The sequence below is a fragment of the Embleya sp. NPDC127516 genome, assembly GCF_044765325.1.
In the GTDB taxonomy this organism is placed as follows: domain Bacteria; phylum Actinomycetota; class Actinomycetes; order Streptomycetales; family Streptomycetaceae; genus Embleya.
Map to the genome: position 1 here is coordinate 43,846 of NZ_JBIWJT010000050.1, position 25,505 is coordinate 69,350.

Consider the following 25,505-nt stretch of genomic DNA (forward strand, 5'->3'; position numbering starts at 1 on the left):
ATCCGGTGTCGAGCCGAGCCGTGCGGGCGCGTATGAGGACACCACGGAGCGCTCGCAGGGGTCGGGCAGTTCACCGGTCGCTCGCGGCGCGGGGTCGGCGCGCCGCGAGCGACCCGTCGGACGAGGTGGTCGGTCGGTCGGGGGCCGGGGTGGCGAGGATGCCGTTCAACAGGACCTCGATCGCCCACGTGTCGCGGTCGTCGCCGGAGACCTGGGTGAGGGATTTGCGCATGGCGACCAGGTGGGGGTAGTCCGTCGCGGAGAGTCGGCCGAACGCCTCGTCCATCGCGGCGACCGCGCTCTCCTCGGTCTGCCCCTCGGCGCCCTTGTCGACGTACGCCGACTCCTCGGCCCCCGCGGCCGTGATGTGCAGGTTGATCAGGTCGAGCGCGAGTGAGCGGGTGAGGTCGTCGATGCCCGCGCCGGCCAGCAGACCCAGGATCGCCTCGGCGAGCGCGAGCGCGTTGGAGCCGGTCGGTACGTCCCCCAGGGCCACGGTCGCGATGCCGCGATGGGCGCCGAGCACGGTGATCGCCTCCCTGATCAGCGTGCCCAACTCCGCGCGCCAGTGCGGGAACGGCTCGCCGACCGGCGCGACGGCGGGCAGTGGGATCTCGCCGAGCACTCGGTCGTAGACCAACGCGAGCAGCTCGTCCCGGTTCGCCACGTACACGTACAGCGACGCGGCGCCGGTGTCCAGCGCCTGCGCGACCCGACGCATCGTCACCGCCTCCAGGCCGTCCGCGTCCAGGATCGCGAGCGCGGCGGACACGAGCGCGTCCGCACTGAGCGCGGCCTTCGCCGGGCGGGTGCGCCGGCTGACCGGAGCGGCAGGGGTGGATGGGCGCGACTCGCCGGGGGATTTCGCCATGCCCCGAGTATACGCGTTGACGGAACACTGTTCGCTACGTACATTGTTCGTTGCGAACAGCGTTCGTCACGAACATGGCTCGTCGCGCGGCACTTCGCAGGGCGGTGAGCCGCGCCGCCCACCCTTCGAGGAGTACCGATGACCACCACCACCGTCGACCCGTCCGCCCCCGTCACCGAGCCCCCGCTGCCCGCCGCGTACGCCTGGCGGTGGCGGATCCTGGCGATCGTGCTCGTCGCCGAGGTGATGGACCTGCTCGACAGCACCGTGACGAACGTCGCCGGCCCGTCCGTCCGCGACGATCTCGGCGGCGGCGCTTCGCTGTTGCAATGGCTCGCCTCCGGCTACACGCTCGCGTTCGGCGTGCTGCTCGTCGTCGGCGGCAGACTCGGCGACCGCTGGGGCCGACGCCGATTGTTCCTGCTGGGCGCCGGCGGCTTCGCCGTGGCGTCCCTGTTGTGCGCCCTGGCCCCGGCGCCGGAACTGCTGGTCGCCGCCCGCATCGCCCAGGGTGCCTTCGGCGCCCTGCTCATCCCGCAGGGCTTCGGCATCCTCAAGTCGGTCTTCCCGCCCGCCGAGACCGGCAAGGCGTTCGCCGCGTTCGGTCCGATCCTGGGCCTGTCCGCCGTCGGCGGCCCGATTCTGGCCGGCGCGCTGATCCACCTCGACCTGTTCGGCACCGGCTGGCGGCTGATCTTCCTGATGAACGTCCCGCTCGGCCTCGCCGCCGTGCTCGGCGGACTCCGCTACATCCCCAAGGACGCCCCGAACCCCGGCGTGCGGATCGACGTGCTCGCCGCCGCGCTCTTGGCCGTCGCCTCGACGCTGGTCATCCTCCCGCTCATCCAGGGCCCCGAAGCCGACTGGCCCGCCTGGACATTCGGCTGCCTCGGCGCCGGCCTGACCGCCTTCGCCGGCTTCATCCTGCGCGAACGCCGCAGCGCCCACTCGCTGATCGAGGCCACGCTGCTGCGCAACCGGGCCTACACCTCCGGCATGCTGTTCGGCCTCGTCTTCTTCGCCGGCACCGCGGGCTTCATGCTGATCACCTCGCTGTTCGTGCAACTGCACCTGGACTTCGGCCCGCTCGCCGCCGGTCTCACCCTCGCCCCGATCGCCGTCGGCATCGTGGTCGCCTCGATCGCGGGCTTCCGACTGATCCCCAGGCTCGGCCGCAACCTGCTCCTGATCGGCGCCGGCGTCAACGTGAGCGGCCTGATCGCCCTCGCCGCCGTGGTCACCCACTACGGCTCGGACACGACCGGCGTGAACCTGATCGCCCCGCTGTTCGTCGCCGGCCTCGGCATGGGCGCCGTGTTCGCCCCGCTGTTCGACGTGATCCTGGCCGGTGTCGCCGACCACGAACTGGGCAGCGCCTCCGGGTCGTTGTCCGCGATGCAACAACTCGCCGGCGCACTCGGCGTGGCCGGCATCACCACCTTGTTCCTCCAACTCGCCGAAAACCACAGCGCCTCCACCGCCATGGCCGTCGGCGCACTCGCGGTGGCCGGCCTCGGCCTGCTTGCCGCCGGCCTGGTGTTCCTGCTCCCCAGGCACGCCAGGCCGCACGAGAGCTAGGTCCTCGACCCGAGTTGCCTTTCCCCGGCGGTCCGACGGCCGGCCCGTCCGGTCCGACGGCCGGCCGGTCCGTGAAGAACCCCGGGCCGCCGGTTCCACGAAGAACCGTCGTGGGCCGCCGGTTCCACGAAGAACCGTCGTGGGCCGCCGAGTCCACGAAGGACCCGTCGCCCGGTCCACCAAGAACCCGTACAGCAAGGAAACGAGTCACCATGACCACCCTCGTCACCGGAGCCCGCGGCAGTGTCGCGCGCGGCGTCCTCACCCGCCTGGTCGCCGCCGGCCACAGCGTCCGGATCGCGAGCAGCGACCCGACCGACCTCGAACCGCCCGCCGGCGTCGAAGCCGTCCGCCTCTCGCTCCGTGAACCCGACAACGCCGCCGCGGTGTTGCACGACGTCACCAGCGTCTTCCTGTACGCCGAGGCAGCCGGCATCGCCGCCTTCGTCGACGCCGCGCGGGCCGCCGGCGTCCGGCACATCGTGCTGCTGTCCTCCGCCTCGACGGCCGCGCCCGACCCGAGCGGCAACCCGCTCGCGGCGAGCCACCACGCGGTCGAGGTCGCGGTCGCCGAGTCCGGGATCCCGTACACGGTGCTCCGTCCCGGTGCCTTCGCCGGCAACGCGATCGGCTGGAAGTACCAGCTTCTCGGCACCGGCAAGATCCAACTCCCGTACCCGAATGCCCAGGTCGCCCCGATCCACGAGGACGACATCGCCGACGTCGCGACCGCCGTGCTCGTGGCCGGCGACCACCTCGGCGAGACACTCGACCTCAACGGCCCCGAATCGTTGTCCTTCGTCGAGCAGATCGCGATCCTGGCCGATGTCCTGGGCCGCGAACTGCCGTTCACCGAGGTCACCCGGGACGAGGCGCTCGCCGGCCTGACCCGGCACATGCCGCCCGGCTACGCGAACGCGCTGCTGGACCTGTGGGAGTCGGCGGTCGAGCCCGAACCGGTGTCCGGCACCACCGAGGCGATCACGGGCCGACCGGGCCGCACCTTCCGCGAATGGGCCCACGACCACCGCGAGGACTTCGCGACCGGCGTGCCGCAGCGCGGCTGAATCGCCGACAACCGCTCGGATACCCGCACTTCGGACCGGCCGGACCGGCACAATCCGGCCGGCCGGTCCATGCTTTGGTGGAGTTCTCGCTCCCTCGCTCCCCAAGGGGTTGTCGCGCTGTCTACGCTGCTGTTCGGACCGGCCGTTTTCCGAACTCTGGACGCACATGACCGTCGCGCTTCACACCGTCGCGGGTGCCGCAATCGAGGTACGCCGCGCGCTCCAGGCTGATGAAGCCAGGGACGTTCCCGAACACACGTGGGTGGGCCCGATCGTCCGGATCCGCCCGCAGGGCGCACGGCACTACGAGGACATCGCGTACATCGACGCGGCGCCCACCGACGGAATGGGCAGCTCCCCCTCCCGACACCTGATCCTGTGGGCGGACCGGGCCCGCCGACAGCGGATCGCGGCGGTGGGTACGTACTCGGCCGCCGCCGACTACGCGGTGTACAGCGTCACCGGACCGGCCGGCGAGCACTTGGCGACGGTGCATCGCGAACAGGGCAGCATCCGCCGGCTGCGCCGCACGTCCTGGACGATCCGCCCGGCGGAGGGCCCCACGCTGCACGCGGCGAAGGGCACCACGTTCGGTTGGATCGCGTGGTGGGCGTTGTGCCCGCTGTGGGGCCTGATGATGGCCGTGGCCGTACTCGGCGGCAAGGCACCGAGGTTGCCGCTGCGCACGATCTGGCGCCACGACGGCACCCGCGTCTTCGAATACCTGGGCAGCGTCGGCACCACCGACTCGTACGAACTCCCCCCGGGCCACGTGGACGCCCGCATAGTCCTGGCCCTGGCGGCCCTGCACAACAGCCATCCCGGCTGGTACGACCGCCTGTAACGGCGCAGCCGGCTCCGGTGGGCTACCGGAGCCCGCCGGCCGGCACCGTCGTCTCGCAGGCGTCGCACAGGGTCAGGTGCAGTCGGCGCATGCCGCGGAGGGTGCCCGGGCGACCGCAGCTCTCGCAGACGGTTCGGGAGATTCGGTCGAACTCCCCCGTCACGGCGTGCAGGCGGGTCGATTCGGCCCGGGTCCAGGCGGTGCCGTTCGGGGTCCACGGGTGTGGGTTGGCCTGGAAGGCGAGCGCCGCCCACTTCTGCTTGACGGCGAGGAGTTCGTAGTCGGGGAACTCCACCGCCACCGCCTCGTGGCAGCGCAGCGCGAGCCGATACCACCCCGGTCCGATCCAGAACTCGGCGGACGGGTCCCTGAGATGGCGCCGCAACGGCTCCAGGACGGCGTCGGACGCCCATTCCGAATGACCGGCGGTCGTTGCCATCGCGGGCTACCTCCCCTTCGGCACGGAGCGAAAACTTTTCTCTCCTCGGGCGTCACACTTTGCCGGCGGGCTCCGTCAGTGCTGTGTCGGACCGAAAAGCAACGGCCGGCAGCCGGAGGCGAGGAGACAACCTCCGGTGAGACCACCTCTCGAGGAGCACAGCCATGGAAGCACGTATGGGCAACCCCGCGATGGTCGTTCCCGGCGCGATGAAGGCGCTGATGGCCCTCGGTGCCGCCGCCGCACAGACCGGCGTTCCCAAGGTCACCCTGGAACTGGCAAACCTGCGGGCGAGCCAGATCAACGGCTGCAGCGTCTGTGTGCACATGCACGCCCGCGACCTGCGCAAGGCCGGCGAGGCGGACGAGCGCATCGACACCGTCGCCGGTTGGCGGGACGCCCCGTACTTCACCGACGCCGAGCGCGCGGCCCTCGCGCTGACCGAGGCGGTCACCCGGGTCGCCGACGCCGGCGACCCGATCCCGGACGCGATCTACGACGAGGCCGCCAAGCACTACGACGAGCAGGAACTCGGCGGCCTCCTGCTGTCCATCGCCTCGGTCAACGTCTGGAACCGAATCAACCTCGCCACCCGTCAGGTCGCGGGCGGCGCCTGGTAGGACACCGCGGCCGAGACGTCGCGGACCCGGAGCCGGGAGCACCTCCCGGCCCTCCGGGCCGCGTGCGCGGCACGGCTCCCGCCGCCCACGTGCTCGAACGCGAGTACGTCCGTCTTGACTTCGGGCCCTCGCGTCGGGATCCTGCCGGCGAGACGGCACGGTCACCCGGTGCCGCGACCGGACTACCGGGAGGAACCGCGGATGAGCCGCGACACTGGCGGGGCGTACGAGTCGGCCCATCGGCGCAGCCTGAGCGATCCGGACGGTTTCTGGCTGGAGGCCGCCGCCGCGATCGACTGGGTGACGCCGCCCAGCCGGGCCCTGGACGACTCCGCCGCGCCGCTGTACCGCTGGTTCCCGGACGGCGTGTTGAACACGTGCTTCAACGCACTGGACCGGCATGTCGCGGGTGGGCGCGCCGAACAGGCCGCGATCGTGTACGACTCGCCGGTCACCGGCACGCGGCGCACCCTGAGCTACGCCGAACTCCTCGATCTGACCGCACGATTCGCCGGCGTGCTGCGCGGACTGGGGGTGGGCCGGGGCGATCGGGTGGTGTTGTACCTGCCGATGGTGCCCGAGGCCGTGGTGGCGATGCTGGCCTGCGCCCGACTCGGCGCGGTGCACTCCGTCGTGTTCGGCGGCTTCGCCGCACACGAGTTGGCGGTGCGGATCGACGACGCCCGGCCCAAGGTCGTGGTGGCCGCGTCCTGTGGGATCGAGCCCACCCGCACGATCGCCTACAAGCCGCTCGTGGACGCGGCGCTGGCCGAGGCGACGCACCGGCCCGACAAGGTGGTGCTGCTGCAACGTCCCCAGCTCACCGCCGATGTGACCGAACGCGACCTGGACTGGGACACCGCGATGGCGACGGCCGAACCCGTCGAGTGTGTGCCCGTCGCGGCCGGCGACCCGCTGTACATCCTCTACACCTCCGGCACCACCGGGCCGCCCAAGGGCATCGTGCGCGACAACGGCGGACACGCGGTCGCGCTGCGGTGGTCGATGGAGAACGTGTACGGCGTGCGCCCCGGCGAGGTGAGTTGGACCGCGTCCGACGTCGGCTGGGTGGTCGGCCACTCGTACATCGTCTACGCGCCGCTGCTCACCGGCTGCACCTCCGTGCTGTACGAGGGCAAGCCGGTCGGCACACCGGACGCGGGCGCGTTCTGGCGGGTGGCCGCCGAGCACCGGGCCACCATGCTGTTCACCGCGCCGACCGCGTTCAGGGCGATCAAGAAGGAGGACCCGGACGGGAAACTGCTCGCCGGACACGATCTGTCCGCGCTGCGCACGCTGTTCCTGGCGGGCGAGCGGCTCGACCCGGAGACCTACCGCTGGGCGGGCGACCTGCTCGGGATCCCCGTGGTGGACAACTGGTGGCAGACCGAGACCGGTTGGCCGATCGTGGCCGACCCGATGGGCCTGGAACCGCATCCCACCAAGCCCGGTTCGCCGACCCTGCCGGTGCCCGGCTACGACGTACGGATCCTGGACCCGCAGGGCGTCGAGGTGCCGCCCGGCGTGGACGGCGCGGTGGTGCTCAAACTGCCCATGCCGCCCGGCACGCTGAGCACGCTGTGGGGCGACGACGAGCGCTACGTGGCGTCCTATCTGACCGCGTTTCCCGGCTATTACCTCAGCGGCGACGGCGGGCGCAAGGACGAGGACGGCTACGTCTACGTGATGGGCCGCACCGACGACGTGATCAACGTCGCCGGGCACCGGCTGTCCACCGGCTCGATGGAGGAGGTGCTGGCCGCGCACCCGGACGTCGCCGAGTGCGCGGTGATCGGGGTGGCCGACGAGCTCAAGGGCCAGGTGCCGCGCGGTCTGGTCGTGCTCAAGGCCGGTGTCGATCGGGAACCCGCCGAGGTGTCCGCCGAGTTGGTGCTCCTGGTTCGGGACACGATCGGCGCGGTCGCGGCCCTGCGCCGGGTGGACGTGGTCCCGGCGCTGCCCAAGACCCGCTCGGGCAAGATCCTGCGCCGCACGATGCGCGACATCGCGGACGGCAAACGGCCCGTACTGCCCTCCACCATCGAGGACCCGACCGTCATCGAGACACTGCGACCCACCCTGACCGGCGAGCGTCCCGACCAGGGCGCGCCCGGCGGAACTTCGCGCAGTCGTCGGGACTTCCCGGACGGCCTCGGCGGCGGGCCGGACCCGGCGACCGGGACCGTTCAGCCGACGTAGGAGGCGCGCGGCGGGGACTGCGGCCCCAGCGGTCCGGCCAGCCACGCGTCGTACAACTTCTGCCATGAGCCGTCCCGCTTCATCCGCTCCAGCAGCCCGTTGGCGAATCGCACGAAGTCCTGGTGTGCCAACGGGAACGCCATGCCGTGCGGTTCGTCGCTGAAGGTCGGACCGACCACTTCGGTGTCGGAGTCCTGTGCCTGAAGTCCTTTGAGCAGCGCCGACGTCGTCGAGATCGCGTCCACCTCGCCCTGCTGCAACGCGACCAGGCAGTCCGTCCAGTTCTCCACGGCGTACGGCAGCACGCCCGCCGGGTCGTCCCGCAGGAACACGATCGACGTGGTGGCGCGGACCGTGCACACCCGCCTGCCGCGCAGATCCGCGAGGGAGCGCACGCCCGAGTCGGTGCGCACCAGGACGCGTTGGCCGTCGGTGTAGTAGTCGCTGCTGAAGGCCACCTGGAGTTTGCGGTCGCATGTGATGGTCATCGTGTCGATCACCACGTCCACATCCCCGTTGCGGAGCACGTCGGTGCGCTGGGCCTGGGTGATCACCTTGTAGCGCAGCCGCTCGGGGTCGTCGGGACCCGCGAAGATCGCCCGGGCGAGGGCCTTGGCCATCTCGATGTCGAATCCCTTGATCAGCCCGCTGCGTCGGTCCAACTCGCCGAAGAATCGGGTGTTCTGGTCGACACCGACGATCAGGTACCCGCGTCGGTGCACGCGCTCCATCGTGGAACCGGCGGGCATCGCTCCGGGGGTGGGCAGCGACCCGGGCGGCGTGAGGCTCTGGCGCGGGTCGCAGGGCGGCGCGACGGAGGGCTTGGGGTAGTCCTCCGGGGTCGCCGGGTGGGCCCCGGAGATCACCGGGTCGACGACCCGCACGTCGGCGGGTCCATCGGCCGAGGAGGCGGAGCACGCGGCGAGGGTCGCGGCCAGCACGACTGCCGGGGCCGAGTTCGCGATTCGACGCTTTCTCCGATGCATGGCGCTCCCTGGTGCCGGTGTGCGCACCGGCGAGTCGTTGCCGCTGCGAGTCGGCGAACCGGCCGGGACCCGTTCGCGTCGAGGCTTGCGCGGCCGAATTGCTCCGATTATCGACCGGCTCGTGCGGATTCCCCGGTCGCTTGCCCAAACAATGGGGGGTTCCCTCAACCGAGTGGACCAGGACTGGAGTAGGCGTGACGAGCTACGGCATCACCGGCCACATCAACCTGACGCCCGACACCGTGCCGCTGGTCGATCGGGCCGTTCGGGAGCTGCTCGCCCGGGTCGCGCCGGACGAGCTCGTGGGCTACAGCTGCCTCGCGGCAGGCGCGGACGCGATCTTCGCGCGCGCCGTCCTGGACCTGGGCGGCCGGCTCGTGGCACTGCTGCCGTCGGCCGACTACGGCGAGACCAAGGTCGGTCCGAACTACCGCGCCGGTTTCGAGGACTTGATCGCGCGCGCCGACGAGGTCCGGGTGATGCCGTTCCGCCGGGCGTCCGAGGACGCGTACGCGGCGGCCAACGACGCGCTGCTCGCGGCGGTGGACGTGGTGTTCGCGGTCTGGGACGGCCGACCCGGCGGCGCACGCGGCGGCACCGCCGAGGTGGTCGCCAAGGCCCGCGCGGCGGGCACACGAGTGCACGTGGTGTGGCCGCCAGGCGCTGCCCGCGGCTGAACACGACCTGTCACGCGACGCGCAACGACACTGCCGGGTGCGGGAGTTGCCCATGATTTCGGGCCGAGGGCGGCGCTCGACCGGGATCCGAGCGGGGCGTACAACCCTCGATTGGGCTGGAGTTACAGCAACGGCGGCTGCTCTTCGTCCTGCGGCGGCAGCAACTGACACGCCGTCACCGGTCGGCGCGGGTGCGGGCGCGGGAGGACGATCGGGCCCGCCGGTGGTCGAGGGACGACCGGCGGGCCCGTCGCGGGTGTTCGGGTACGGCTACCGCGCCGAGTCCGCCTCGGTCGGCCTCGGTTCGGCGACGGGAGCGGTGCCGGGCGGGTACGCCGGGCCGGCGGCGGCCTTGCGCCGCGAATCGAGCACGGCCAGCGCCAGCGTGACCAGGCCGGCCAGGCCCGCCAGCACCGAGATGCCGGGCAGGACCACACCCATGACGGCGTTCTGCGCGTCGCGCCACGCGGAGTCGGTGATGCGGAACAGCCCTATGCCGACGGCGGTCACTCCGAGCAGCGCGATCACCGCGTGCCAGATCACCGGATTGGCCGGCCGCGCGGCGCGTGCCGGCGCGGGTGTGAGCGGGAAGGGCGAACCGGTCGGGAAGGGCGGCACCTCGGTCGCGGCGGCGGGCGCGTCGGTCGGGAACGGCGGGGCGGGCACCACCCTGGTCGGCGCGTCCGGTCGCGGCGGCGCCGCCGACTCGGAGTCCCGGGCGACCTTGACGGTCTCGGCACCGGCGTCGGCGGGCGCGGGGGACTCGGAGTCCCGGGCGACCTTGACGGTCTCGGCACCGGCGTCGGCGGGCGCGGGGGACTCGGAGTCCCGGGCGACCTTGACCGTTTCGGCGTCGGTGCCCCGACGGATGGCCGGCACCTTGACCGGCGCGCCACCGTCGTAGGGCGCCTTGGCCGCCGGCTTGTCCGCCTCGGGAGCGGGGGCCGCCGGGGTCGCGATCGGAGTGGTGACGTCGTCGTCCTTGCCGACGCGAACGGCCGGTGCCACCACGGGGGTCGTGGCGTCGGAGTCCGGGTCGGGCTTTTCCGCGGCAGGCTTCCCGGCACCGTTTTGGTCGGCCCGCACCGCCGGCGACGCCACCGGAGTCGCGTCGTCCTCGTCGTCGCTCACCTCGTCGGCGTCGGCGTCGGCGTCGGCGTCGCCCTGGTCCCGGCCCGCGCCGTTCTTCGCGGCGCCACCACCGGCGGCGGGCTTCCCCGCGCCCTTCTTGCCCGCGCGTACGGCGGGCGTGGCCACGGGGGTCGCGTCGTCCTCGGCCTCGTCCTCGGCTTCGGTCTCGGCGGCTCGCGCGGTCGGCTTCGCGATCTTCCCGGGCGCGGCCGATGCCGGTGTCGCCACCGGAGTCTCGTCGCCCGCCTCGTCGGCATCGGAGCCGGCGGCGGGAGCGCGGGTCGTCTTCGCAGCGCCCTTCTTGCCGGGCCGTACGGCGGGCGTTGCCACCGGAGTCGCGTCGTCCGCGTCGGTCGTCGCGGTGGCATCCGGCTCGGCGGCGGGCTTCGCAGCGCCCTTCTTGCCGGGTCGCACGGCGGGCGTTGCCACCGGAGTCGCGTCGGTCTCGGCCTCGTCCTCGGCAGGTTGCGCGGCCGGCTTCGCGCCGTTCTTCGCGACCTTCTTCGCGGCGGCAGCAGCACCGGTCGCGGGCTTGCCGGCGGCCTTCTTGCCCGCGCGTACCGCCGGAGTCGCCACGGGCGTCTCGTCCGTGTCGGTCGGTGTCGCGGTCGCGAGTGCGGCGGCTGCCGGGACCTCGGTGGTCTCCGGCTCTTCCTCTTCCCCGTCCGCGCTCTCGGCGTCCTTCGGGGGCGGGGCATCGCCCACGGCCGCGGTCGCCGCGGCGACCAGTGCCCTCAGTTCCTCGGGAAGCCAGTCCGCACTCGGCTCGGCCGCGGCGAAGCGTGCCACCAAGTCGGCCGCCGAGGGCCGTGCGGTGGGCCGCTTCTTCAGGCAGTCGGCGACGATCTCACCGAGCCAGTCCGGGAGTTCCGTCAGGTCCGGCATCTCGCGCACGACCCGCTGTGCGATCTCGGCGGCCGACCCCGCGCCGAACGGCGCCACGCCGGCCGCGTGGCACAGCACACCGCCCAGCGCGAACACGTCGATCGCCGGGCCTATGGAGCCGCCGGTGACCTGCTCCGGTGCGGGCAGCCCCGGGACGTCCACGACACCCGTCCGGGTCATCCCGGCCGAACCGAGGGCCCGGGCCAGCGAGTAGTCCGCCACGCGCGGCCCGTCGGCCGCGAGCAGGACGTTGGCCGGCTTGAGGTCACGGTGCGTCAGATCGACCTCGTGGATGGCCGCGAGCCCCTCGGCCAATCCCGCGCCCAGTGCACGCAGCGAGTGCTCGGGCAGCGGCCCGTGCGCCCCGACGGCCGACTCCAGGGACGGGCCCGCCACGTGCTCGACGACCAGCCACGGCGGCGTGCCGTCCGGGTCCGCGTCCAGGACGTGCGCGACGTGTGTGCCGCCGACCTCCCTGGCAGTGGTGACGTCCTTGCGGAAGCGTTCGAGGAACGTCTTGTCGGACGCCAGGTCGGGCCGCACCAGCTTGACCGTGACGTGGTCACCGCCGGGTGCGCGACCGAGGAAGACCGTCCCCAGGCCGCCCTGTCCCCATCGGGCCGACAGTCGGTACCGCCCGACAACCCCGGGATCGCCCGGCTTCAGCGGATCCATGACTGCCGCCCCCTCTATGTACGTGCTGCGCCAAGGCAGGGAGGGGCCCAGGGCTTTTTCCGGCCCTGTCTGTCTCGCCTCCCCGCGGACTTTGCCGCAGCCTACCCTCCGGGCCGAGGCCCCACCGAGGACCCGGACCGGCTCGTCGACGACTCGTGAACGTCTCGTCACCGACCCGGCAACCGCAGCGAATCGCCAGGACATGTCCCGATTCGCGCCTTTGACCGGGCTCCGCGTGCGCCGCTAGCTTCGCGACAACACCCGGCAACACCCGGCAACATCAGCCCGCGTGGCGAGGGAGCTGAACCGATGGCGATCGTTCTGGGGCCGAATCGATACGGCAAGGCGGAGGTACGACTGGTCCGGGTCACCCGGACCACCGCGACCGAGCACGAACTGTGCGATCTGAACGTGTCCGTGTCACTGTCCGGCGACCTCGCGGCCACCCATCTGCGCGGCGACAACGCCCACGTCATCCCGACCGACACGATGCGCGCCGTGGTGTACGCGTTCGCGCAGGACCGACCGCTGCCCGCGGTCGAGGCGTTCGGGCTGCGCCTGGCCCGGCACTTCGTCGACGCGTACGCCCCGATCGATACCGCGCGCGTGCGCGTCCTGGAATACCCCTGGATCCGGATCCCCGGCACGCACGGGCCGCACCCACACGCGTGGACCCGGGCGGCCGGGGCCCGATACGCGGGCGTGCTGCACGGGCCGGCCGGTACCGAGGTCTGCGCCGGTCTGGAGGACGTGACCGCGCTCAAGTCCACCGGGTCGGAGTTCCACGGCTTCATGACGGACCGTTACACGACGCTGGCCCCGACCCGGGACCGGATCCTGGCCACGAGCGTGCACGCGCGCTGGCGCCATCGGCGGTCCGACGTCGCGTCGACGGACTGGGACTCGTCCTTTTGCGCGGCTCGCGACACGCTGCTGCGTACCTTTGCCGAAACGCACAGCCTGTCCCTGCAACAGACCCTGTACGCAATGGGCGAGGCGGTGCTGACCGAGCGGGAGGACCTGGTCGAGGTGCGACTGACGCTGCCGAACAGGCACCACCTCCCGGTCGACCTCGACGCGTTCGGTCTGCACAACACGGGTGAGGTGTACCAGGTGACGGATCGGCCGTACGGCGTGATCGAGGGCACCGTGCTGCGCGACGACGCGGCGCCCGCGCTCGCCGAACTCCCCTGGCGATAGCGCCGGAAGCCGCCGACCGGACCCGGACACACCGCGGGGGCGAGGCGCCGTACGGCACCCCGCCCCCGCGACCCCCTCCCTCATCCCCCCGGATGAAAGTTCGTCGTCCGCGTATCTCCGTCGCGGGTGTGTTCGTCGTTTCCCGGATGCCGACCCGGACGCCCCCGGCCGTCGCCCCCCGACGCCGTCCCGGACCGCGCGTCGGTCAGCCCAGGTTCTCGATCCCCGCCGTGCCCTTCTCGACGTCGAGGACCTCGACGGAGGAGACCTTGCGGGTGGTGTTGTTCTCGGCCCACTGCTTCGCCTCGGTGGCGAGCTTGCCGCCCTTGTCCATCCGGGCGCTCTCGGCGGCGAGGTTCTCCGTGAGCGAGACCTCGGCGGGCAGCGAGGTGAGCACCACGACGTCGTAGCCGGAATAGGTCTTCGAGATCCGGACCTTGGTGACCAGGCCGCCGTGGGTGGTGCTCTTGAGCTTGGCGAGCAGGTCGGCGGCGTACTTCTCGGAACCGGCCTTGTCGGTGTCCTTCTCCGCGCCGTTCTCGATGCCGGCGGTGCCCTTCTCCTTGTCGAGCACGGAGACGGAGCCGATCGTCAGGCTCGACGAGTCCTGCGTCCACTGCATCGCCTCGACGGCGAGCTTCCGCCCCTTGTCCATCCGGGCGTTCGCACCCTTGATGTCCTCGGTGATGGAGACCTCCGCGGGCAGCGTCGTGTTGACGGTGACCTCGTAGCGTTCGTACTGCTTCACGATCCGGACCTCGGACACCACACCGCCGTGCTTGGTGGTCTTGAGGTGGGTCAGCAGGTCCTGGGCGACCTTGTCGGTGCCGCCCTTGTCGCCGGCCTTGGGCGCGTCCGACTTGGGTGCGCCGGTCTTGGGCTCGTCGGCTCCGGGCGCCGCGCTCGTGTCGGCCGCGCCGGTGGTCCTCGGCGACTCCGCCGACGCGCTCGACGCCTTGCCCTCTTCCTTCCTGGTGGGTCCGCAGGCGGCGAGCGATCCGGTCATGGCGATCGTCGCGGCGACGGCCACGGTGGTGATCAGGCCGCGGCGACGTCCCCGCGGGGCTGCGGTCGAAGCGGACTGCTGCACAACGGTCTGCCGGGGAGCGAGCGCGGACATGAGGTTTCCCTTCGGAGGCACTGCGTCTCGGCCGCCTACTGCGCCGATCGGTCCGCCGGCCGAGCGGCCGGTGGTCAAGTGACAGCACGGTGCGGGTGTTTCCGGGGTTGCTCCGTGCTGCCGTGGTCAATAGAAGCAGCGGCTGTGAACGCTGTCAACAAGCATTTTGCTCGCACCTTGAGTCACCTCGATATGGTTGACTCCGGAAGGTTCACAATCGGTCCAGGAGGAGGAGACGGTGCCCACCAGCCCCCAGGTCACCGCTGCCGAGATCGCCCGCATCGCGGGTGTCGGACGCGCCGCCGTCAGTAACTGGCGCCGGCGCTTCGACGACTTCCCGCGGCCCGTGGGCGGCAGCGACGCGAGCCCCACCTTCGCGCTGTCCGACGTGGAGAGCTGGTTGCGCGACCAGGGCAAGATCGCCGAGGTCGCGCCGGAGGAACACCTGTGGCGCCTGGTCGCGGCCTCCAACGACGTCCCCGGCCGGCTCGCCGACATCGGCGACCACCTGGCGGCCGGCTCACCCGAGCCGGTGGGGCCGCACGCCGCCCTGCTGCGCGCCGCGAGCGACCTCGCCGGCACCCGCGGGGCCTCGGCCGTGTTCGCCGCCCTCTACTCCCGATTCGCCGAGTCCGCAGCCGGCCCCGGCGGCGTCACCCCCTCGGCCACCGTCGCGCTGATCGCCGAACTGGCGTGCGTGGGACGGGAATCCGTGACATCCGTGCTGAATCCGGCGACCACGCACGGCGATCTGCTGCTCGGCTTCGTGCGATCCGCGCGCACCCTGCGCGGGCAGGCCGAGGCCCCGGCCCTGGCCCGACTGATCCGCGCCCGCATCGCGCTGCACCCCGATGCCGGACCGGACACCGCGATCGCCGTCGCCGAGGGCGACGCGCTGCGCGCGGACGCGTGGCCCGACGAGCTGTTCGACACCGTCGTGGGCAACCCGCCGTTCAACGACCGCAATTGGGGTCACGACGAACTGGCCTACGACCAGCGCTGGGAGTACGGCCTGCCGCCCAGGACCGAGTCCGAACTCGCGTGGGTCCAGCACGCGCTGGCGCACACCGAGGTCGGCGGGCGGGTCGTGCTGCTGATGCCGCCCGCCGTCGCGGCCCGGAGCTCGGGCCGGCGGATCCGGGCCGAACTGCTGCGCCGGGGCGCGCTGCGCGCGGTGTTCGCGCTGCCCGCGGGCGCCGCGCCGCCGTTCGGCGTCGCGCTGCACCTGTGGATCCTGGAACGGCCCTCGGGCGAACTGATGCCCTCACACGTGCTGTTCGCCGCGATCGAGGACGCGGCCGCGGCGCAGGCCGGCGTGCGGGCCTGGCACGACTTCGGCACCGATCCCGGCGGCCTGGCCGAGGTGCCCGGCCGACACCGCGCCGTGCCGCTGATCGAACTCCTCGACGACAACGTCGACCTGACCCCGTCACACAACCTGCCCGAGCGCACCGACCTGAACGTGGCCGAGCGGGTGCACGACACCCGCCGGCGGCTGCTCGACCTGCTGGACCGGCTCCCGGAACTGGTGCCCGATGTACCCGCCGCCGACCCGGGGGCGCCGACCTGGCGCTCGGTCACGCTCGCCGATCTGGCCCGCACCGGCGCGGTCACGCTGTACCGCAGCGCGACCCGCTCCGGCCGGAGCGGCCAGGAGACGCCGACCGGGCCGACCGTGCCGATGCTCACCACCACCGATCTCGCCGCCGCCGTGCCGCCGAGCGCGCGCCTGTCGGTCGCCGAGGCGGACGAGGCACAACACCCGCGCATCCGGGCGGGCGACGTGATCGTGCCGACCCTGCTGGGCAGCGGCGAGAACGGCTGGGCGGGCGCGGTCCGAGTGGCCGGACCCGCCGAGCGGGACGCGGTGCTCGGACCCAACCTGCACCTGCTGCGCCCCGATCCGGCCACCCTCGATCCGTGGTTCCTGGCCGGGTTCCTGACCGACCCGGCCCAGGCCAGGCGGGCCGGGTACGGGTCCAGCATCGTGCGGGTCGACGTGCGCCGGATCGAGATCCCGCTGCTGCCGCCGGACCGGCAGCGCGCCTACGGCGAGACCTTCCGGGCGCTGCGCGCGTTCGTGACCGACCTGCGCGGCGCGGCGGCCCTGGGCGAGGACCTGGGCCGGGGCCTGTTGGAGGGCCTCACCGCCGGCCTGCTCCGGCCGCCGCAATAGCGCCGGGTCCACCCGGCCCGGCTCGCCGACCCGTGCTACCGGCCCTCCAAGGCGCGCAGGACGGCCTGCGAGCGGGCCGTGGGCGCGGCGGAGCGGAACGGGCCCGGCGGGCCCAGGGCGGCCGCTGCGGCGGCTCGGTCGGGACCGGTGTAGCCGCGCACCAGGGCCTCGGCGGCGGCGCGGTGCGCGTCGCCCATCGAGTACAACTCCTCGCCCGGGACGATCCGATGCCGCCGGGTGCGCGCGTCGTGGGCCGGCCACTGTCGGTGGACCACCAGCCGCGGCTCGTCGTCCGGCTCGGACGCGCTCAGCGTGGAGAAGGACAACGTGTACGGGAGTAGCGGGCCGACCAGTTCGCACAGGCCCCACAACACCGCCTCGGGGTCCGGCACGGCGTCCGCCTCGGACAGCGCGAAGGTGGCCTCCGGCCGGGTGAGCACCGCCGAGATCACGTCCGTCAGCACGTCGGGATGTCGCGTGGCGCGCAGCCGCAGCCCGGCCTCGCGGCGGGTCAGCTCCGCGTTCAGCACCGCCGGGTCGAGCCGGGGCACGTGCCGGTGGCCCGGAGGATCCGGATCCGGCAGGTCCACCGGCGCCGCGCCCAGCGCGAGCGCGTGCCGGGGCCCGGCGAGCGAGACCGCGCCGGGTTCGGGTCGGGCCGGGGCGATCAGCACCAGGGCGTGTGCGGCGGTGCGCCGGATCAGCGTCGGTCGGCCGCCGAGCATGCCGAAGCGGACCGCGGACCGACGCGGCCCGTAGTACCCGGCGCCCAACGCGGGGCCCACCACCGGCGCCAGTACCGAGTGCCAGCGTCCCAGGCCCGGTTCGGACAGCGACGAGGCCGTCACGCTGATCGCCCCCGAGTCGCTCACCCGATAGCCGATCCGGTCGAGCATCGGCGCACGCGTCGGGTACGGATCCTCGGTGTAGCGCTTGGTCGGGGCGGGCGCGGGCCGAGCCGCGGTGGGTTCGGCGGCCCGTCGGCGCGCGGGCCGGGCCGGGCGCGGGCGCTCGGCAGAGGGAGCCCGCACCGCCTCCGGCTCGGGTGCCGGTCGCGCCGCGGGCGGGCCGGGCGGTTCGACGGCGGGGCGGATCCGGCGCTCGTGCTCGTAGAGCAGTTCCAGGACGGGACGGGGCAACCACGAGGCAGCCTCGTGCGGGCGTCGGCGGCGGCTGAGCAGGGCGGCGAAGTCGGTGACCACGTTGTCCGGCGAGGGGCGTCGGTCGGCGCGGCGGCGCAGACACGACTCCACCAGCGGCAGGAGTTCCTCGGGCAGCCCGGTCAGGTCCGGGTCGCGATTGCGCACGGCGCTCATCACCCGCATCGCGCTGCCCTCGTACGGCGCGTGACCCGTGCCCGCGAACAGCAGCGTGGCGCCCATCGCGTACACGTCGGAGCGGACCGTGCCGGACTCGCCCTCGACCTGCTCGGGCGCCATGTAGGCGATCGTGCCGACCAGATTGACGGTGTCCTGGTCCTCGGCCAGCGCGAGCCCGAAGTCGATCACCTTGGGACCGTCCAGGGTGACCAGGATGTTGCCCGGGGCCAGGTCGCGGTGCACCAGGCCGGCGCCGTGGATCGCGCCGAGCGCCTCTGCCACCCCGGCGGCCAGCCAGCGCACCGCGTCCGGCGGCAGCGGACCGCACTCGTCGACCACCTCGCGCAGCGACGGCGCGGGCACGTACGCGGTGGCCAGCCAGGGCCGCTCGGCCTCCGGGTCGGCGTCCACCACGGCGGCCGTGAACACCCCGCTGACCAGTCGCGCGGCGTGCACCTCGCGGGCGAACCGGCGGCGGAAGTCCGCGTCGTGGTCCAACTCGGCCAGGATGGTCTTGATCGCCACCAGCCGGCCCGCCGGGGACAGTCCCAGGAAGACCCGGGCCATGCCGCCCCGGCCGAGTCGGGAGAGCACCCGATAGGGCCCGATCCGGCGCGGATCGTACGCGTCCAAGGGGGCCGGACCCCGCCTGTCGACATCGGTCACGCAAAGTCCCCCCGGGCCACCCGATCGTGTGCCCTCATCATGACGCCGCATGGGTGACACTCGTAACGGGAAGCCGAAACACGTGCACGGTTGCGGCGATGACTCTGGGCATCTCGACCCGCCACCCTGGGTCAGGTGACGCGGCTCACGGTTTGTCGCCCAGGTGGGAGGTGGCTGCGAGGTCGCCTCGCGCGCCTGCTATTCGTACTGATGCACACATGTCACAAAGACCGGAACCGCACGGACACGATCCGGGTGGCTGCCGGAGCCTGAGCCGAGAAGTAGGGGACCCCCATGAGCGAGGACTCGGTAGTACTGCGCCACCAAGGAAACGAGCACACCCTTCCGCTGGTCGAGGGCACCATTGGCGACACCGCCGTGGACATCTCGACACTTCGCGCCAAGACGGGGCTGGTGACCTACGACGGAGGGTTCGTCAACACCGCCGCGTGTAAATCGGCGATCACCTTCATCGACGGCGAGGAGGGCATCCTCCGCTACCGCGGCTATCCGATCGAGCAGATCGCCGAGCAGGGGACCTTCCTGGAGACGGCCTACCTGCTGATCTACGGCGAGTTGCCGTCCGCGAGCGCGCTGGACAACTTCCGCGACGAGATCACCCAGCACACCCTGCTGCACGAGGACGTCAAGCGCTTCTACGACGGCTTCCCGCGCGACGCGCACCCGATGGCGATGTTGTCGTCCGTGGTGTCCGCGCTGTCCACGTTCTACCAGGACAGCCACAACCCGTTCGACGAGGAGCAGGTCCGGCTCTCGGCGATAAGGCTGTTGGCGAAGCTGCCGACGATCGCGGCCTACGCGTTCAAGAAGTCCGTCGGCCAGCCGATGCTCTACCCGGACAACTCGCTCGGCTACGTCGAGAACTTCCTGCGGATGACCTTCGCGGTCCCGGCCGAGTCGTACAAGGCCGACCCGGTGGTGGTGGACGCGCTCGACAAGCTGCTCATCCTGCACGGCGATCACGAGCAGAACTGCTCGACCTCGACGGTGCGGCTGGTCGGCTCCAGCCAGGCGAACATGTTCGCGTCCATCTCGGCAGGCATCAACGCGCTGTGGGGTCCGCTGCACGGCGGTGCCAACCAGCAGGTGCTCGAGATGCTCGAGCAGATCAAGAACGACGGTGGCGACATCGACTCGTTCGTGAACAAGGTGAAGAACAAGGAAGACGGCGTGCGCCTGATGGGCTTCGGCCACCGGGTGTACAAGAGCCGCGACCCGCGCGCGACGATCATCAAGAAGGCGGCCGACGACGTCCTGTCCCGGATGGGCAAGAAGGACGAACTGTTGGACCTCGCGATGCAGTTGGAGGAGCGCGCGCTCGCGGACGACTACTTCGTCGAGCGCAAGCTGTACCCGAACGTGGACTTCTACACCGGGCTGATCTACCGGGCTATGGGCTTCCCCACCGAGATGTTCACCGTGTTGTTCGCGATCGGCCGGCTGCCGGGCTGGATCGCGCACTGGCAGGAGATGATCGCCGACCCGAAGGCGAAGATCGGCCGCCCGCGCCAGGTGTACACCGGCGTCGCGCTGCGCGACTACACCCCCATCGGTGCCCGCTGACCGTAGGGAACACGCGGAAACGATCTTGGAGTCGAAGGTCTCGAACCACGGTTCGAGGTATTCGGCTCCAAGATCGTTTTGTTTTTCCGCCATCGTGTTTCGCGCCGAGGTCTCTCGCGGGCGGTGCAGCGCACTCGATCGACCCCGGTGCGGGAGAACTGTACTGACAACTCCTGATTGATCGGTAGTTTTGTGATCCGAACGTGATCAATGACCCGGACCCGTCCCAGGGGTCGGGAGTCGAACGAGGTGGCGAGGGCCGAGGATCGAACCAGGGCAGGCCGGGATCAGCCGGTGGGCGTCGCGTCCGCGGGGCCCTTTCCGGTGGCCGCGTCGAGCACGTACAGGTGCCGGTCGGCGCTGCCCACGAAGAGCAGCCCGTCGGCCACGATCGGCGAGGTGACCCGGCCTCCGGTGGTGAAGCGCCAGCGTGGCTCGCCGCCCATGCCCACCGCTATCACCGAGCCGTTGCTGCTGCCCGCGTACACGATGTCGTCCGCGACCACCGGCGAGGTGACCCAGCCCTCCGCCCCGAACCGCCACACGCAGCGTGTGGTGTTGACGTCGACCGCGTACAGGCCGCCGTCGCCGCTGCCGAAGAACGACAGGTTGCCCGCCGTGGCCGGCTGGGCGACCGGGCCGCCCGCGCCGAACCACCCGCGCATCGCGCCGTCGGTGGCGTTGAGCAGGTACAGGTACTGGTCGGTGCTGCCGACGTGCACGACGCCGTTCGCCACGGTCGGCGAGGACACCCAGCCGCCGGTGGCGAAGCGCCACCGGCACCAGCCGGTCGCCGCGTCCAGCGCGTACACGCAGCGGTCGCTGGAGCCGAAGTACACCGTGCCGTCCACGACGGTGGGCGAGGTGGCCCAGCCGCCGGTGGGGAAGCGCCAGCGACATCGACCGGTGGCCGCGTCCACGGCGTACAGCGCGTTGTCGCTGGAGCCGAAGTACACGGTGCCGTCGGCGACCACCGGAGCGGCCACGACCTCGCCGCCGGTGGGGAAGCTCCAGCGCCACTGACGTGACGTCAGCTCCAGCGCGTAGACATGGTTGTCCTGGCTGCTGAGGTACATCAGCTCGCCGTCCACGGCGGGCGGATGCGACCAGCCCGACGAGTCGAACCGCCACTCGCGGGTGGCCAGGTGCAGGGTGTGCAGCCCGTTGTCGTTGCTGTGCACGTGCACGCGCGCGGTCCGACCCGAGCCCGCGCGGACCGGCGGGGTGAGGATCTCGCCGGTCGCGGTGAACCGCCACACCGGCGAGGTCTCCAGACCGCCGGTGGGGGTGCGCGGCGGAGTGGGGTGCTGGCGTGGCACGTCGGGCCCGCTCTCCGGCCACGTGACCGGAGAGTTGGGTATGGGCGCGGGCGGCCTGGCCACCCGCTCGGTCGGCAGCGCCGGCGACGGGGACGACGTGGACACCTGACGACCCGCGACCGGTCGCGAGCCGCCCGGCTGCCCGGTGTTCGTCGGCGGGGTCGGCGGCCGCGGCGGCGGCTTGCGGGTCGGATTGGTCGGCGGGCGTTGCGGCGGAGGGGGGCGGTGCGTCTCGGGGCGCGGTGCCGGGCGCGGCTCCTCGCGTACCTGGTTGGGCAGTTTGCCCATGTTGTTCGGGTCCGGGCGCACGTTCTCCGGCAGTTCGGGCTGCTCCGGCTCGGCCGGCTCGCGCACGGGCGGCGTGCGCGGGCCCATCGTCGGCCGGTACTGGCTCTCGAACCGCTGCACCATCGCCGACGCGTTGTCCGGCAGTTGGCTGTCCGCGTCGCTGTCGTCCAGCATCGGGGCGAGCTGGTTGAGCAACTGGGTCGGGCTCGGCCGATGCTCGGCCGCGCGCTGCATGCACAGGTTGACCAGGCCGGTCAGCTCCGGCGGCAGCCCTTCCAGATCGGGAGATCCGGTGACCAGGCGCAACAGTGCCTCTGCCGGCTTGCGGTCGGGGTAGGGGGAGTGCCCGGTGGCCGCGTACACGAGCGTCGCGCCGAGCGAGAACATGTCGCTCGCCGGGGTGATGTCCCGAACGCCCTGCGCCTGTTCCGGGGACATGTACGCGGGGGTACCGACCGCGACGCCGGTCATGGTCAGCGAGCCGAAGTCGGCGGCGCGCGAGATGCCGAAGTCGATCACCTTGGGGCCGTCGCTGGCCACCAGCACGTTGGACGGCTTCAGGTCGCGGTGCACGAGTCCGGCGGCGTGCACGGACTCCAGTGCCTCGGCGATGCCCGCGGCCATCCAGCGCACCGCGCGCGGCGGCAGCGGACCGCACGCGCGGACCAGGGATTCGAGCGAGGGCGCGGGCACGTACGCGGTGGCCAGCCACGGCACCGCGGCGTCGGGATCGGCGTTGACCACGGCGGCGGTGAACACGCCGCTGACCCGGCGGGCCGCGGCCACCTCCTGCGCGAAGCGCGCGCGGAAACCGGGATCGCCGCCCAGCTCCGAACGGATCGTCTTGATCGCGACGAGCCGCCCGAAGGGCGAACGACCCAGATAGATACGGCCCATGCCGCCGGCACCGAGTCGGCCGAGCACCGCATAGGGGCCGATCCGTTCCGGATCCCCCTTGGCCGGTGGCTCACCCGGCCATCCGTGTTCCGTCACAATCCCCCCGAAGTCGCCCCACCGCCCATCATCCCCGCCGAGCGGCCGTTTCGACAGGAACAGGCGGGAGGAGTGCCACGGCGCCGGTCGTCCCGTCGTCGCGATTTAGGTGCCCCGGGGTGGAGCACCCGCTGCCTGTCGCAGGGTACCCGCCTGCCCGGTCTGCCGCCCACGCCGCGTCCCGCTTCGACCGAAACACAGGGGATTCCCCCGGCCCTCGACCACGAAGAGTGGCCGAGGAAGCGGAAATTTGACCGCTGATCGGTCCGAAACGGACGCGACACGCCCGTGGACCACGAACACCCGGACTCGGTTCGACGTGAACCGGGCCCGGGTGTCGAGGTAACCGACGATTTATCGGTATGTCCGCAAGTCCGCCCGGCGCGGTCCCGCCCGGTGTGGTGCCACCCGCGCGGTCCCGCCCGTGCGGCCCCGCCTAGTGCAGTCCGGCGGGGGCGTCCTTGGACAGCTCCGACTTGTCGACCCGCAGGACCGCGACCGCGATCACGGCGGCGATGGCGAGCAGGATCGCCGCGGTCAGGAAGCCGGCCGTGTAGCCCTCGGTGAGCGCGAGCTTTATCGAGCCCGGATCGATCAGGGCCTTCTCGCCCAGCTTGGCGATCTGGTCGTCCATCTTGCTGTCCTTGGTGCTGGAGTAGATCGTGGTCAGCACCGCGATCGCCACCGCTCCGCCCACCTGCTGGGTGACGTTGAGCATCGCGGAACCGATACCCGCGTCCTCCGGGGCGATCCCGGCCACCGCGGTGGCCATGATCGCGACGAAGATCAGACCCATGCCCAGACCGAACACGACCATCGCGGGCAGCAGGCCCACGACATAGCTCGAGTCGACCTCGAGCAGGGACAGGTAGAACAACCCCAGGGCGGCCAGGATCGGCCCCGCGGTCAGCAGCACTCGCGGCCCGATCTTGGGCAACATCACGCTGGTGAACTGGGCCGAGACCATCACGCCCGCGCACAGCGGGAGATAGGCCAGGCCGGCCTTGATCGGCGTGTAGCCCGCGACGATCTGCATGTAGAGCGTGATGAAGAAGAACGCGCCCATCATGCCGCCGGCGGCGAGCGCCATCACCACGTAGCTCGCCGAGCGGTTGCGGTTGCGGAACAGCCGCATCGGCATCAGCGGCCGCTCGACCCGGAGTTCGATCACCACGAAGGCCACGAGCAGCACGGCCGAGAGGATCAGCGAACCCACGGTCAGCCCGTCGGTCCAGCTCTTGTCCGCGGCGCGGATGACGCCGTAGACCAGCGCGGTCACACCGAGCGTGGAGGTCAGCGCGCCGGGGATGTCCAACCGGCCGCGCCAGATCGCCTTCTCGCCGGTCTTCGCGTCGTCCGGGATGGCCAGCGGCAGTGCCGCCACGAGCGCGATGCCGATCGGCACGTTGACGAACATGACCCAGCGCCAGGAGATGTACTCGACGAGCACACCACCGAGGAGCAGACCGACCGCGGATCCCATGCCCGACACCGCTGCGTACACACCGAACGCCTTGTTGCGTTCCGGCCCTTCCTCGAAGGTGGTGGTCACCAACGACAAGACCGCGGGGGCCACCATCGCGCCGCCGACGCCCTGCAGGGCTCGCGCGGCGAGCAACAGCGCCTCGTTGGTGGCGAACCCGCCGAGCAGGCTCGCGACGGTGAACACGATCAGGCCGAGCGCCAGCAGGCGGCGTCGGCCGAAGAGGTCACCGAGCCGACCACCAAGCAGCAGCAGGCCGCCGAAGGTCAGCATGTAGGCGTTCATCACCCACGAGAGTGATGTTTCGCTTATGTCGAGCGCCTTGCCCATGTCGGGCAGGGCGATATTCACGATGGTCGCGTCGAGCACGATCATCAACTGGGCCCCTGCGAGCAGGGCCAAGGCCAATCCGCGACGCGCGTGGGGCGCGTCCGCGGACGGGGATCCGGTCGAGCCGGCGACCTCGGAAGGTGCCGTCGTCATGGATTGCCTCGCATTACTAGTGGACGTGAGCGTTCTCTAGGGGAATCTAGAGGTTATGCATTAGAGAACGCAAACGTTTTCTGTACCATGGCGATCGGAGGCGAGAGTGAGCACAGGAGTACGCGCGGGTCAAGTCGAGACAGCCCTGCTGGTCACCGACTACAGGCAGCGCCCCCGTAAGCGCGGCGTCACGCTGGAGCGCGCGATCACCGAGGCGGTGATCGCCGAGCTGGATGACCGCGGCTACGGCGCGCTGACCTTCGAAGGTGTCGCGACTCGGGCCGGGACCGGCAAGTCGGCGCTGTACCGCCGCTGGCCGGACAAGATGAGCATGGTCGCCGACGCGCTCTCCGCCGCTCTGCCGAAGCCGGAATCGTTGTCCCTGCCCGGCGAGTTGCGCGCCGATCTGATCGTCTACCTGGAAACCGTCGCGCACGGCATGCTCGGCCCGCTCGGCCTGGGCATGCGGGTGTTGAGCGGCGAGATCAGCAGGCACCACGAGTTCGCCGAGATGTGGGAGCACCGCGTGATCGGCCCGTGGCAGTCCCTCCTCGCCGAGGTGCTCGCCGACGCGGTTGCCCGCGGCGAGGCCCGCCCCGGCGCGCTCGCCCCGGAATGCGTCCTGGCCGGCCCCTCGGTCCTGTGCCAGCGCTTCACCATCACCGGGGTCCCGATGTCGCGCGCCGAGATCGAATCCCTGGTCGACAACGCGCTTATGCCGATGCTGGTTGTGCGTTGATTGTTGGGCGACTTCGTCGCCGGCTCGCGAGGCGCCGCTTTTTTGCTCCCCCGCTTCGCTCCTCCGCAAAAAAGCGGTGCCTCGCTCGGGGCTTCGTGTCCCTCCGCTTCGCTCCGGGGCACGAAGCCCACGCTTGCGGCTCCGCCGCTCTCCGCGCTTCGCG

At 71.8% G+C, this 25,505-nt stretch carries 18 protein-coding genes; 10 read left to right on the top strand and 8 right to left on the bottom strand.

The window, feature by feature from the left end; genetic code table 11:
* Positions 1 to 70: 70 nt before the first annotated feature.
* On the bottom strand, positions 71 to 871 hold the full coding sequence (locus ACIRL2_RS48190) for a TetR/AcrR family transcriptional regulator (RefSeq protein WP_402241628.1): 801 nt from the start codon (positions 869 to 871) through the stop codon (positions 71 to 73).
* A gap of 138 nt (positions 872 to 1,009) precedes the next feature.
* On the opposite strand from ACIRL2_RS48190, the gene ACIRL2_RS48195 reads away from it, so the two are divergent.
* The 3 genes from ACIRL2_RS48195 (at position 1,010) to ACIRL2_RS48205 (ending at position 4,360) form a co-directional block, all read left to right on the top strand.
* On the top strand, positions 1,010 to 2,449 hold the full coding sequence (locus ACIRL2_RS48195) for an MFS transporter (protein WP_402241631.1): 1,440 nt from the start codon (positions 1,010 to 1,012) through the stop codon (positions 2,447 to 2,449).
* 212 nt (positions 2,450 to 2,661) lie between these two features.
* Positions 2,662 to 3,516, top strand: coding sequence for an NAD(P)H-binding protein (locus ACIRL2_RS48200; protein WP_402241633.1), 855 nt, complete (start codon positions 2,662 to 2,664; stop codon positions 3,514 to 3,516).
* A 166-nt stretch (positions 3,517 to 3,682) separates the two neighbouring features.
* A complete protein-coding gene (locus tag ACIRL2_RS48205; protein ID WP_395874068.1) occupies positions 3,683 to 4,360 on the top strand; it encodes a hypothetical protein in 678 nt (225 codons plus the stop codon).
* A 22-nt stretch (positions 4,361 to 4,382) separates the two neighbouring features.
* Here ACIRL2_RS48205 and ACIRL2_RS48210 read toward each other — a convergent pair whose 3' ends face one another.
* The gene (locus tag ACIRL2_RS48210) at positions 4,383 to 4,799 is read right to left on the bottom strand and encodes a hypothetical protein (RefSeq protein WP_402241636.1); all 417 of its coding nucleotides are present in this window, start codon (positions 4,797 to 4,799) and stop codon (positions 4,383 to 4,385) included.
* Positions 4,800 to 4,963: 164 nt separating this feature from the next.
* Here ACIRL2_RS48210 and ACIRL2_RS48215 point away from each other — a divergent pair, with 164 nt between their 5' ends.
* Together ACIRL2_RS48215 and ACIRL2_RS48220 are read left to right on the top strand one after the other, a co-directional pair.
* Complete coding sequence (locus ACIRL2_RS48215; protein WP_395874072.1) at positions 4,964 to 5,419, top strand: carboxymuconolactone decarboxylase family protein; 456 nt, start codon at positions 4,964 to 4,966, stop codon at positions 5,417 to 5,419.
* A 201-nt stretch (positions 5,420 to 5,620) separates the two neighbouring features.
* A complete protein-coding gene (locus ACIRL2_RS48220) occupies positions 5,621 to 7,618 on the top strand; it encodes a propionyl-CoA synthetase (RefSeq protein ID WP_402241638.1) in 1,998 nt (665 codons plus the stop codon).
* Here ACIRL2_RS48220 and ACIRL2_RS48225 read toward each other — a convergent pair.
* A complete protein-coding gene (locus tag ACIRL2_RS48225; RefSeq protein ID WP_402241640.1) occupies positions 7,606 to 8,604 on the bottom strand; it encodes a glutamate ABC transporter substrate-binding protein in 999 nt (332 codons plus the stop codon). The genes ACIRL2_RS48220 and ACIRL2_RS48225 overlap by 13 nt on opposite strands.
* Positions 8,605 to 8,798: 194 nt before the next feature.
* On the opposite strand from ACIRL2_RS48225, the gene ACIRL2_RS48230 reads away from it, so the two are divergent.
* Positions 8,799 to 9,281 carry a hypothetical protein gene (locus tag ACIRL2_RS48230; protein WP_402241643.1) on the top strand — a complete coding sequence of 161 codons (483 nt, stop codon included), beginning with the start codon at positions 8,799 to 8,801 and terminating at the stop codon, positions 9,279 to 9,281.
* 270 nt (positions 9,282 to 9,551) lie between these two features.
* Here the strand turns inward: ACIRL2_RS48230 and ACIRL2_RS48235 are convergent, their stop codons facing one another.
* Positions 9,552 to 11,972: a protein kinase gene (locus ACIRL2_RS48235; RefSeq protein WP_402241646.1), complete on the bottom strand. Its 2,421-nt coding sequence runs from the start codon at positions 11,970 to 11,972 to the stop codon at positions 9,552 to 9,554.
* A gap of 309 nt (positions 11,973 to 12,281) precedes the next feature.
* On the opposite strand from ACIRL2_RS48235, the gene pucL reads away from it, so the two are divergent.
* Positions 12,282 to 13,172 carry a factor-independent urate hydroxylase gene (pucL, locus tag ACIRL2_RS48240; protein ID WP_395874081.1) on the top strand — a complete coding sequence of 297 codons (891 nt, stop codon included), beginning with the start codon at positions 12,282 to 12,284 and terminating at the stop codon, positions 13,170 to 13,172.
* Between the two features lie 205 nt (positions 13,173 to 13,377).
* Here the strand turns inward: pucL and ACIRL2_RS48245 are convergent, their stop codons facing one another.
* Positions 13,378 to 14,292, bottom strand: coding sequence for a hypothetical protein (locus ACIRL2_RS48245; RefSeq protein ID WP_402241648.1), 915 nt, complete (start codon positions 14,290 to 14,292; stop codon positions 13,378 to 13,380).
* A 238-nt stretch (positions 14,293 to 14,530) separates the two neighbouring features.
* Between ACIRL2_RS48245 and ACIRL2_RS48250 the strand changes: the two genes are divergently transcribed.
* Positions 14,531 to 16,468: an N-6 DNA methylase gene (locus tag ACIRL2_RS48250; RefSeq protein WP_402241650.1), complete on the top strand. Its 1,938-nt coding sequence runs from the start codon at positions 14,531 to 14,533 to the stop codon at positions 16,466 to 16,468.
* 35 nt (positions 16,469 to 16,503) lie between these two features.
* Here ACIRL2_RS48250 and ACIRL2_RS48255 read toward each other — a convergent pair whose 3' ends face one another.
* Positions 16,504 to 18,453, bottom strand: coding sequence for a protein kinase (locus tag ACIRL2_RS48255; RefSeq protein WP_402241653.1), 1,950 nt, complete (start codon positions 18,451 to 18,453; stop codon positions 16,504 to 16,506).
* Positions 18,454 to 18,747: 294 nt separating this feature from the next.
* Here ACIRL2_RS48255 and ACIRL2_RS48260 point away from each other — a divergent pair, with 294 nt between their 5' ends.
* Complete coding sequence (locus tag ACIRL2_RS48260) at positions 18,748 to 20,037, top strand: citrate synthase (protein WP_020555562.1); 1,290 nt, start codon at positions 18,748 to 18,750, stop codon at positions 20,035 to 20,037.
* A 287-nt stretch (positions 20,038 to 20,324) separates the two neighbouring features.
* Here ACIRL2_RS48260 and ACIRL2_RS48265 read toward each other — a convergent pair whose 3' ends face one another.
* Together ACIRL2_RS48265 and ACIRL2_RS48270 are read right to left on the bottom strand one after the other, a co-directional pair.
* A complete protein-coding gene (locus ACIRL2_RS48265) occupies positions 20,325 to 22,637 on the bottom strand; it encodes a PQQ-binding-like beta-propeller repeat protein (protein WP_395874089.1) in 2,313 nt (770 codons plus the stop codon).
* A gap of 436 nt (positions 22,638 to 23,073) precedes the next feature.
* On the bottom strand, positions 23,074 to 24,603 hold the full coding sequence (locus ACIRL2_RS48270) for a DHA2 family efflux MFS transporter permease subunit (protein WP_395874091.1): 1,530 nt from the start codon (positions 24,601 to 24,603) through the stop codon (positions 23,074 to 23,076).
* A gap of 106 nt (positions 24,604 to 24,709) precedes the next feature.
* Here ACIRL2_RS48270 and ACIRL2_RS48275 point away from each other — a divergent pair, with 106 nt between their 5' ends.
* Positions 24,710 to 25,342 carry a TetR/AcrR family transcriptional regulator gene (locus ACIRL2_RS48275; protein ID WP_395874093.1) on the top strand — a complete coding sequence of 211 codons (633 nt, stop codon included), beginning with the start codon at positions 24,710 to 24,712 and terminating at the stop codon, positions 25,340 to 25,342.
* Positions 25,343 to 25,505 lie beyond the last annotated feature (163 nt).

Bases quoted from the DNA above. Each gene is read 5' to 3' on its own strand.
- ACIRL2_RS48190 (WP_402241628.1), bottom strand. From the start codon at position 871: ATGGCGAAATCCCCCGGCGAGTCGCGCCCATCCACCCCTGCCGCTCCG.
- ACIRL2_RS48195 (WP_402241631.1), top strand. From the start codon at position 1,010: ATGACCACCACCACCGTCGACCCGTCCGCCCCCGTCACCGAGCCCCCG.
- ACIRL2_RS48200 (WP_402241633.1), top strand. From the start codon at position 2,662: ATGACCACCCTCGTCACCGGAGCCCGCGGCAGTGTCGCGCGCGGCGTC.
- ACIRL2_RS48205 (WP_395874068.1), top strand. From the start codon at position 3,683: ATGACCGTCGCGCTTCACACCGTCGCGGGTGCCGCAATCGAGGTACGC.
- ACIRL2_RS48210 (WP_402241636.1), bottom strand. From the start codon at position 4,799: ATGGCAACGACCGCCGGTCATTCGGAATGGGCGTCCGACGCCGTCCTG.
- ACIRL2_RS48215 (WP_395874072.1), top strand. From the start codon at position 4,964: ATGGAAGCACGTATGGGCAACCCCGCGATGGTCGTTCCCGGCGCGATG.
- ACIRL2_RS48220 (WP_402241638.1), top strand. From the start codon at position 5,621: ATGAGCCGCGACACTGGCGGGGCGTACGAGTCGGCCCATCGGCGCAGC.
- ACIRL2_RS48225 (WP_402241640.1), bottom strand. From the start codon at position 8,604: ATGCATCGGAGAAAGCGTCGAATCGCGAACTCGGCCCCGGCAGTCGTG.
- ACIRL2_RS48235 (WP_402241646.1), bottom strand. From the start codon at position 11,972: ATGGATCCGCTGAAGCCGGGCGATCCCGGGGTTGTCGGGCGGTACCGA.
- pucL (WP_395874081.1), top strand. From the start codon at position 12,282: ATGGCGATCGTTCTGGGGCCGAATCGATACGGCAAGGCGGAGGTACGA.
- ACIRL2_RS48245 (WP_402241648.1), bottom strand. From the start codon at position 14,292: ATGTCCGCGCTCGCTCCCCGGCAGACCGTTGTGCAGCAGTCCGCTTCG.
- ACIRL2_RS48260 (WP_020555562.1), top strand. From the start codon at position 18,748: ATGAGCGAGGACTCGGTAGTACTGCGCCACCAAGGAAACGAGCACACC.
- ACIRL2_RS48270 (WP_395874091.1), bottom strand. From the start codon at position 24,603: ATGACGACGGCACCTTCCGAGGTCGCCGGCTCGACCGGATCCCCGTCC.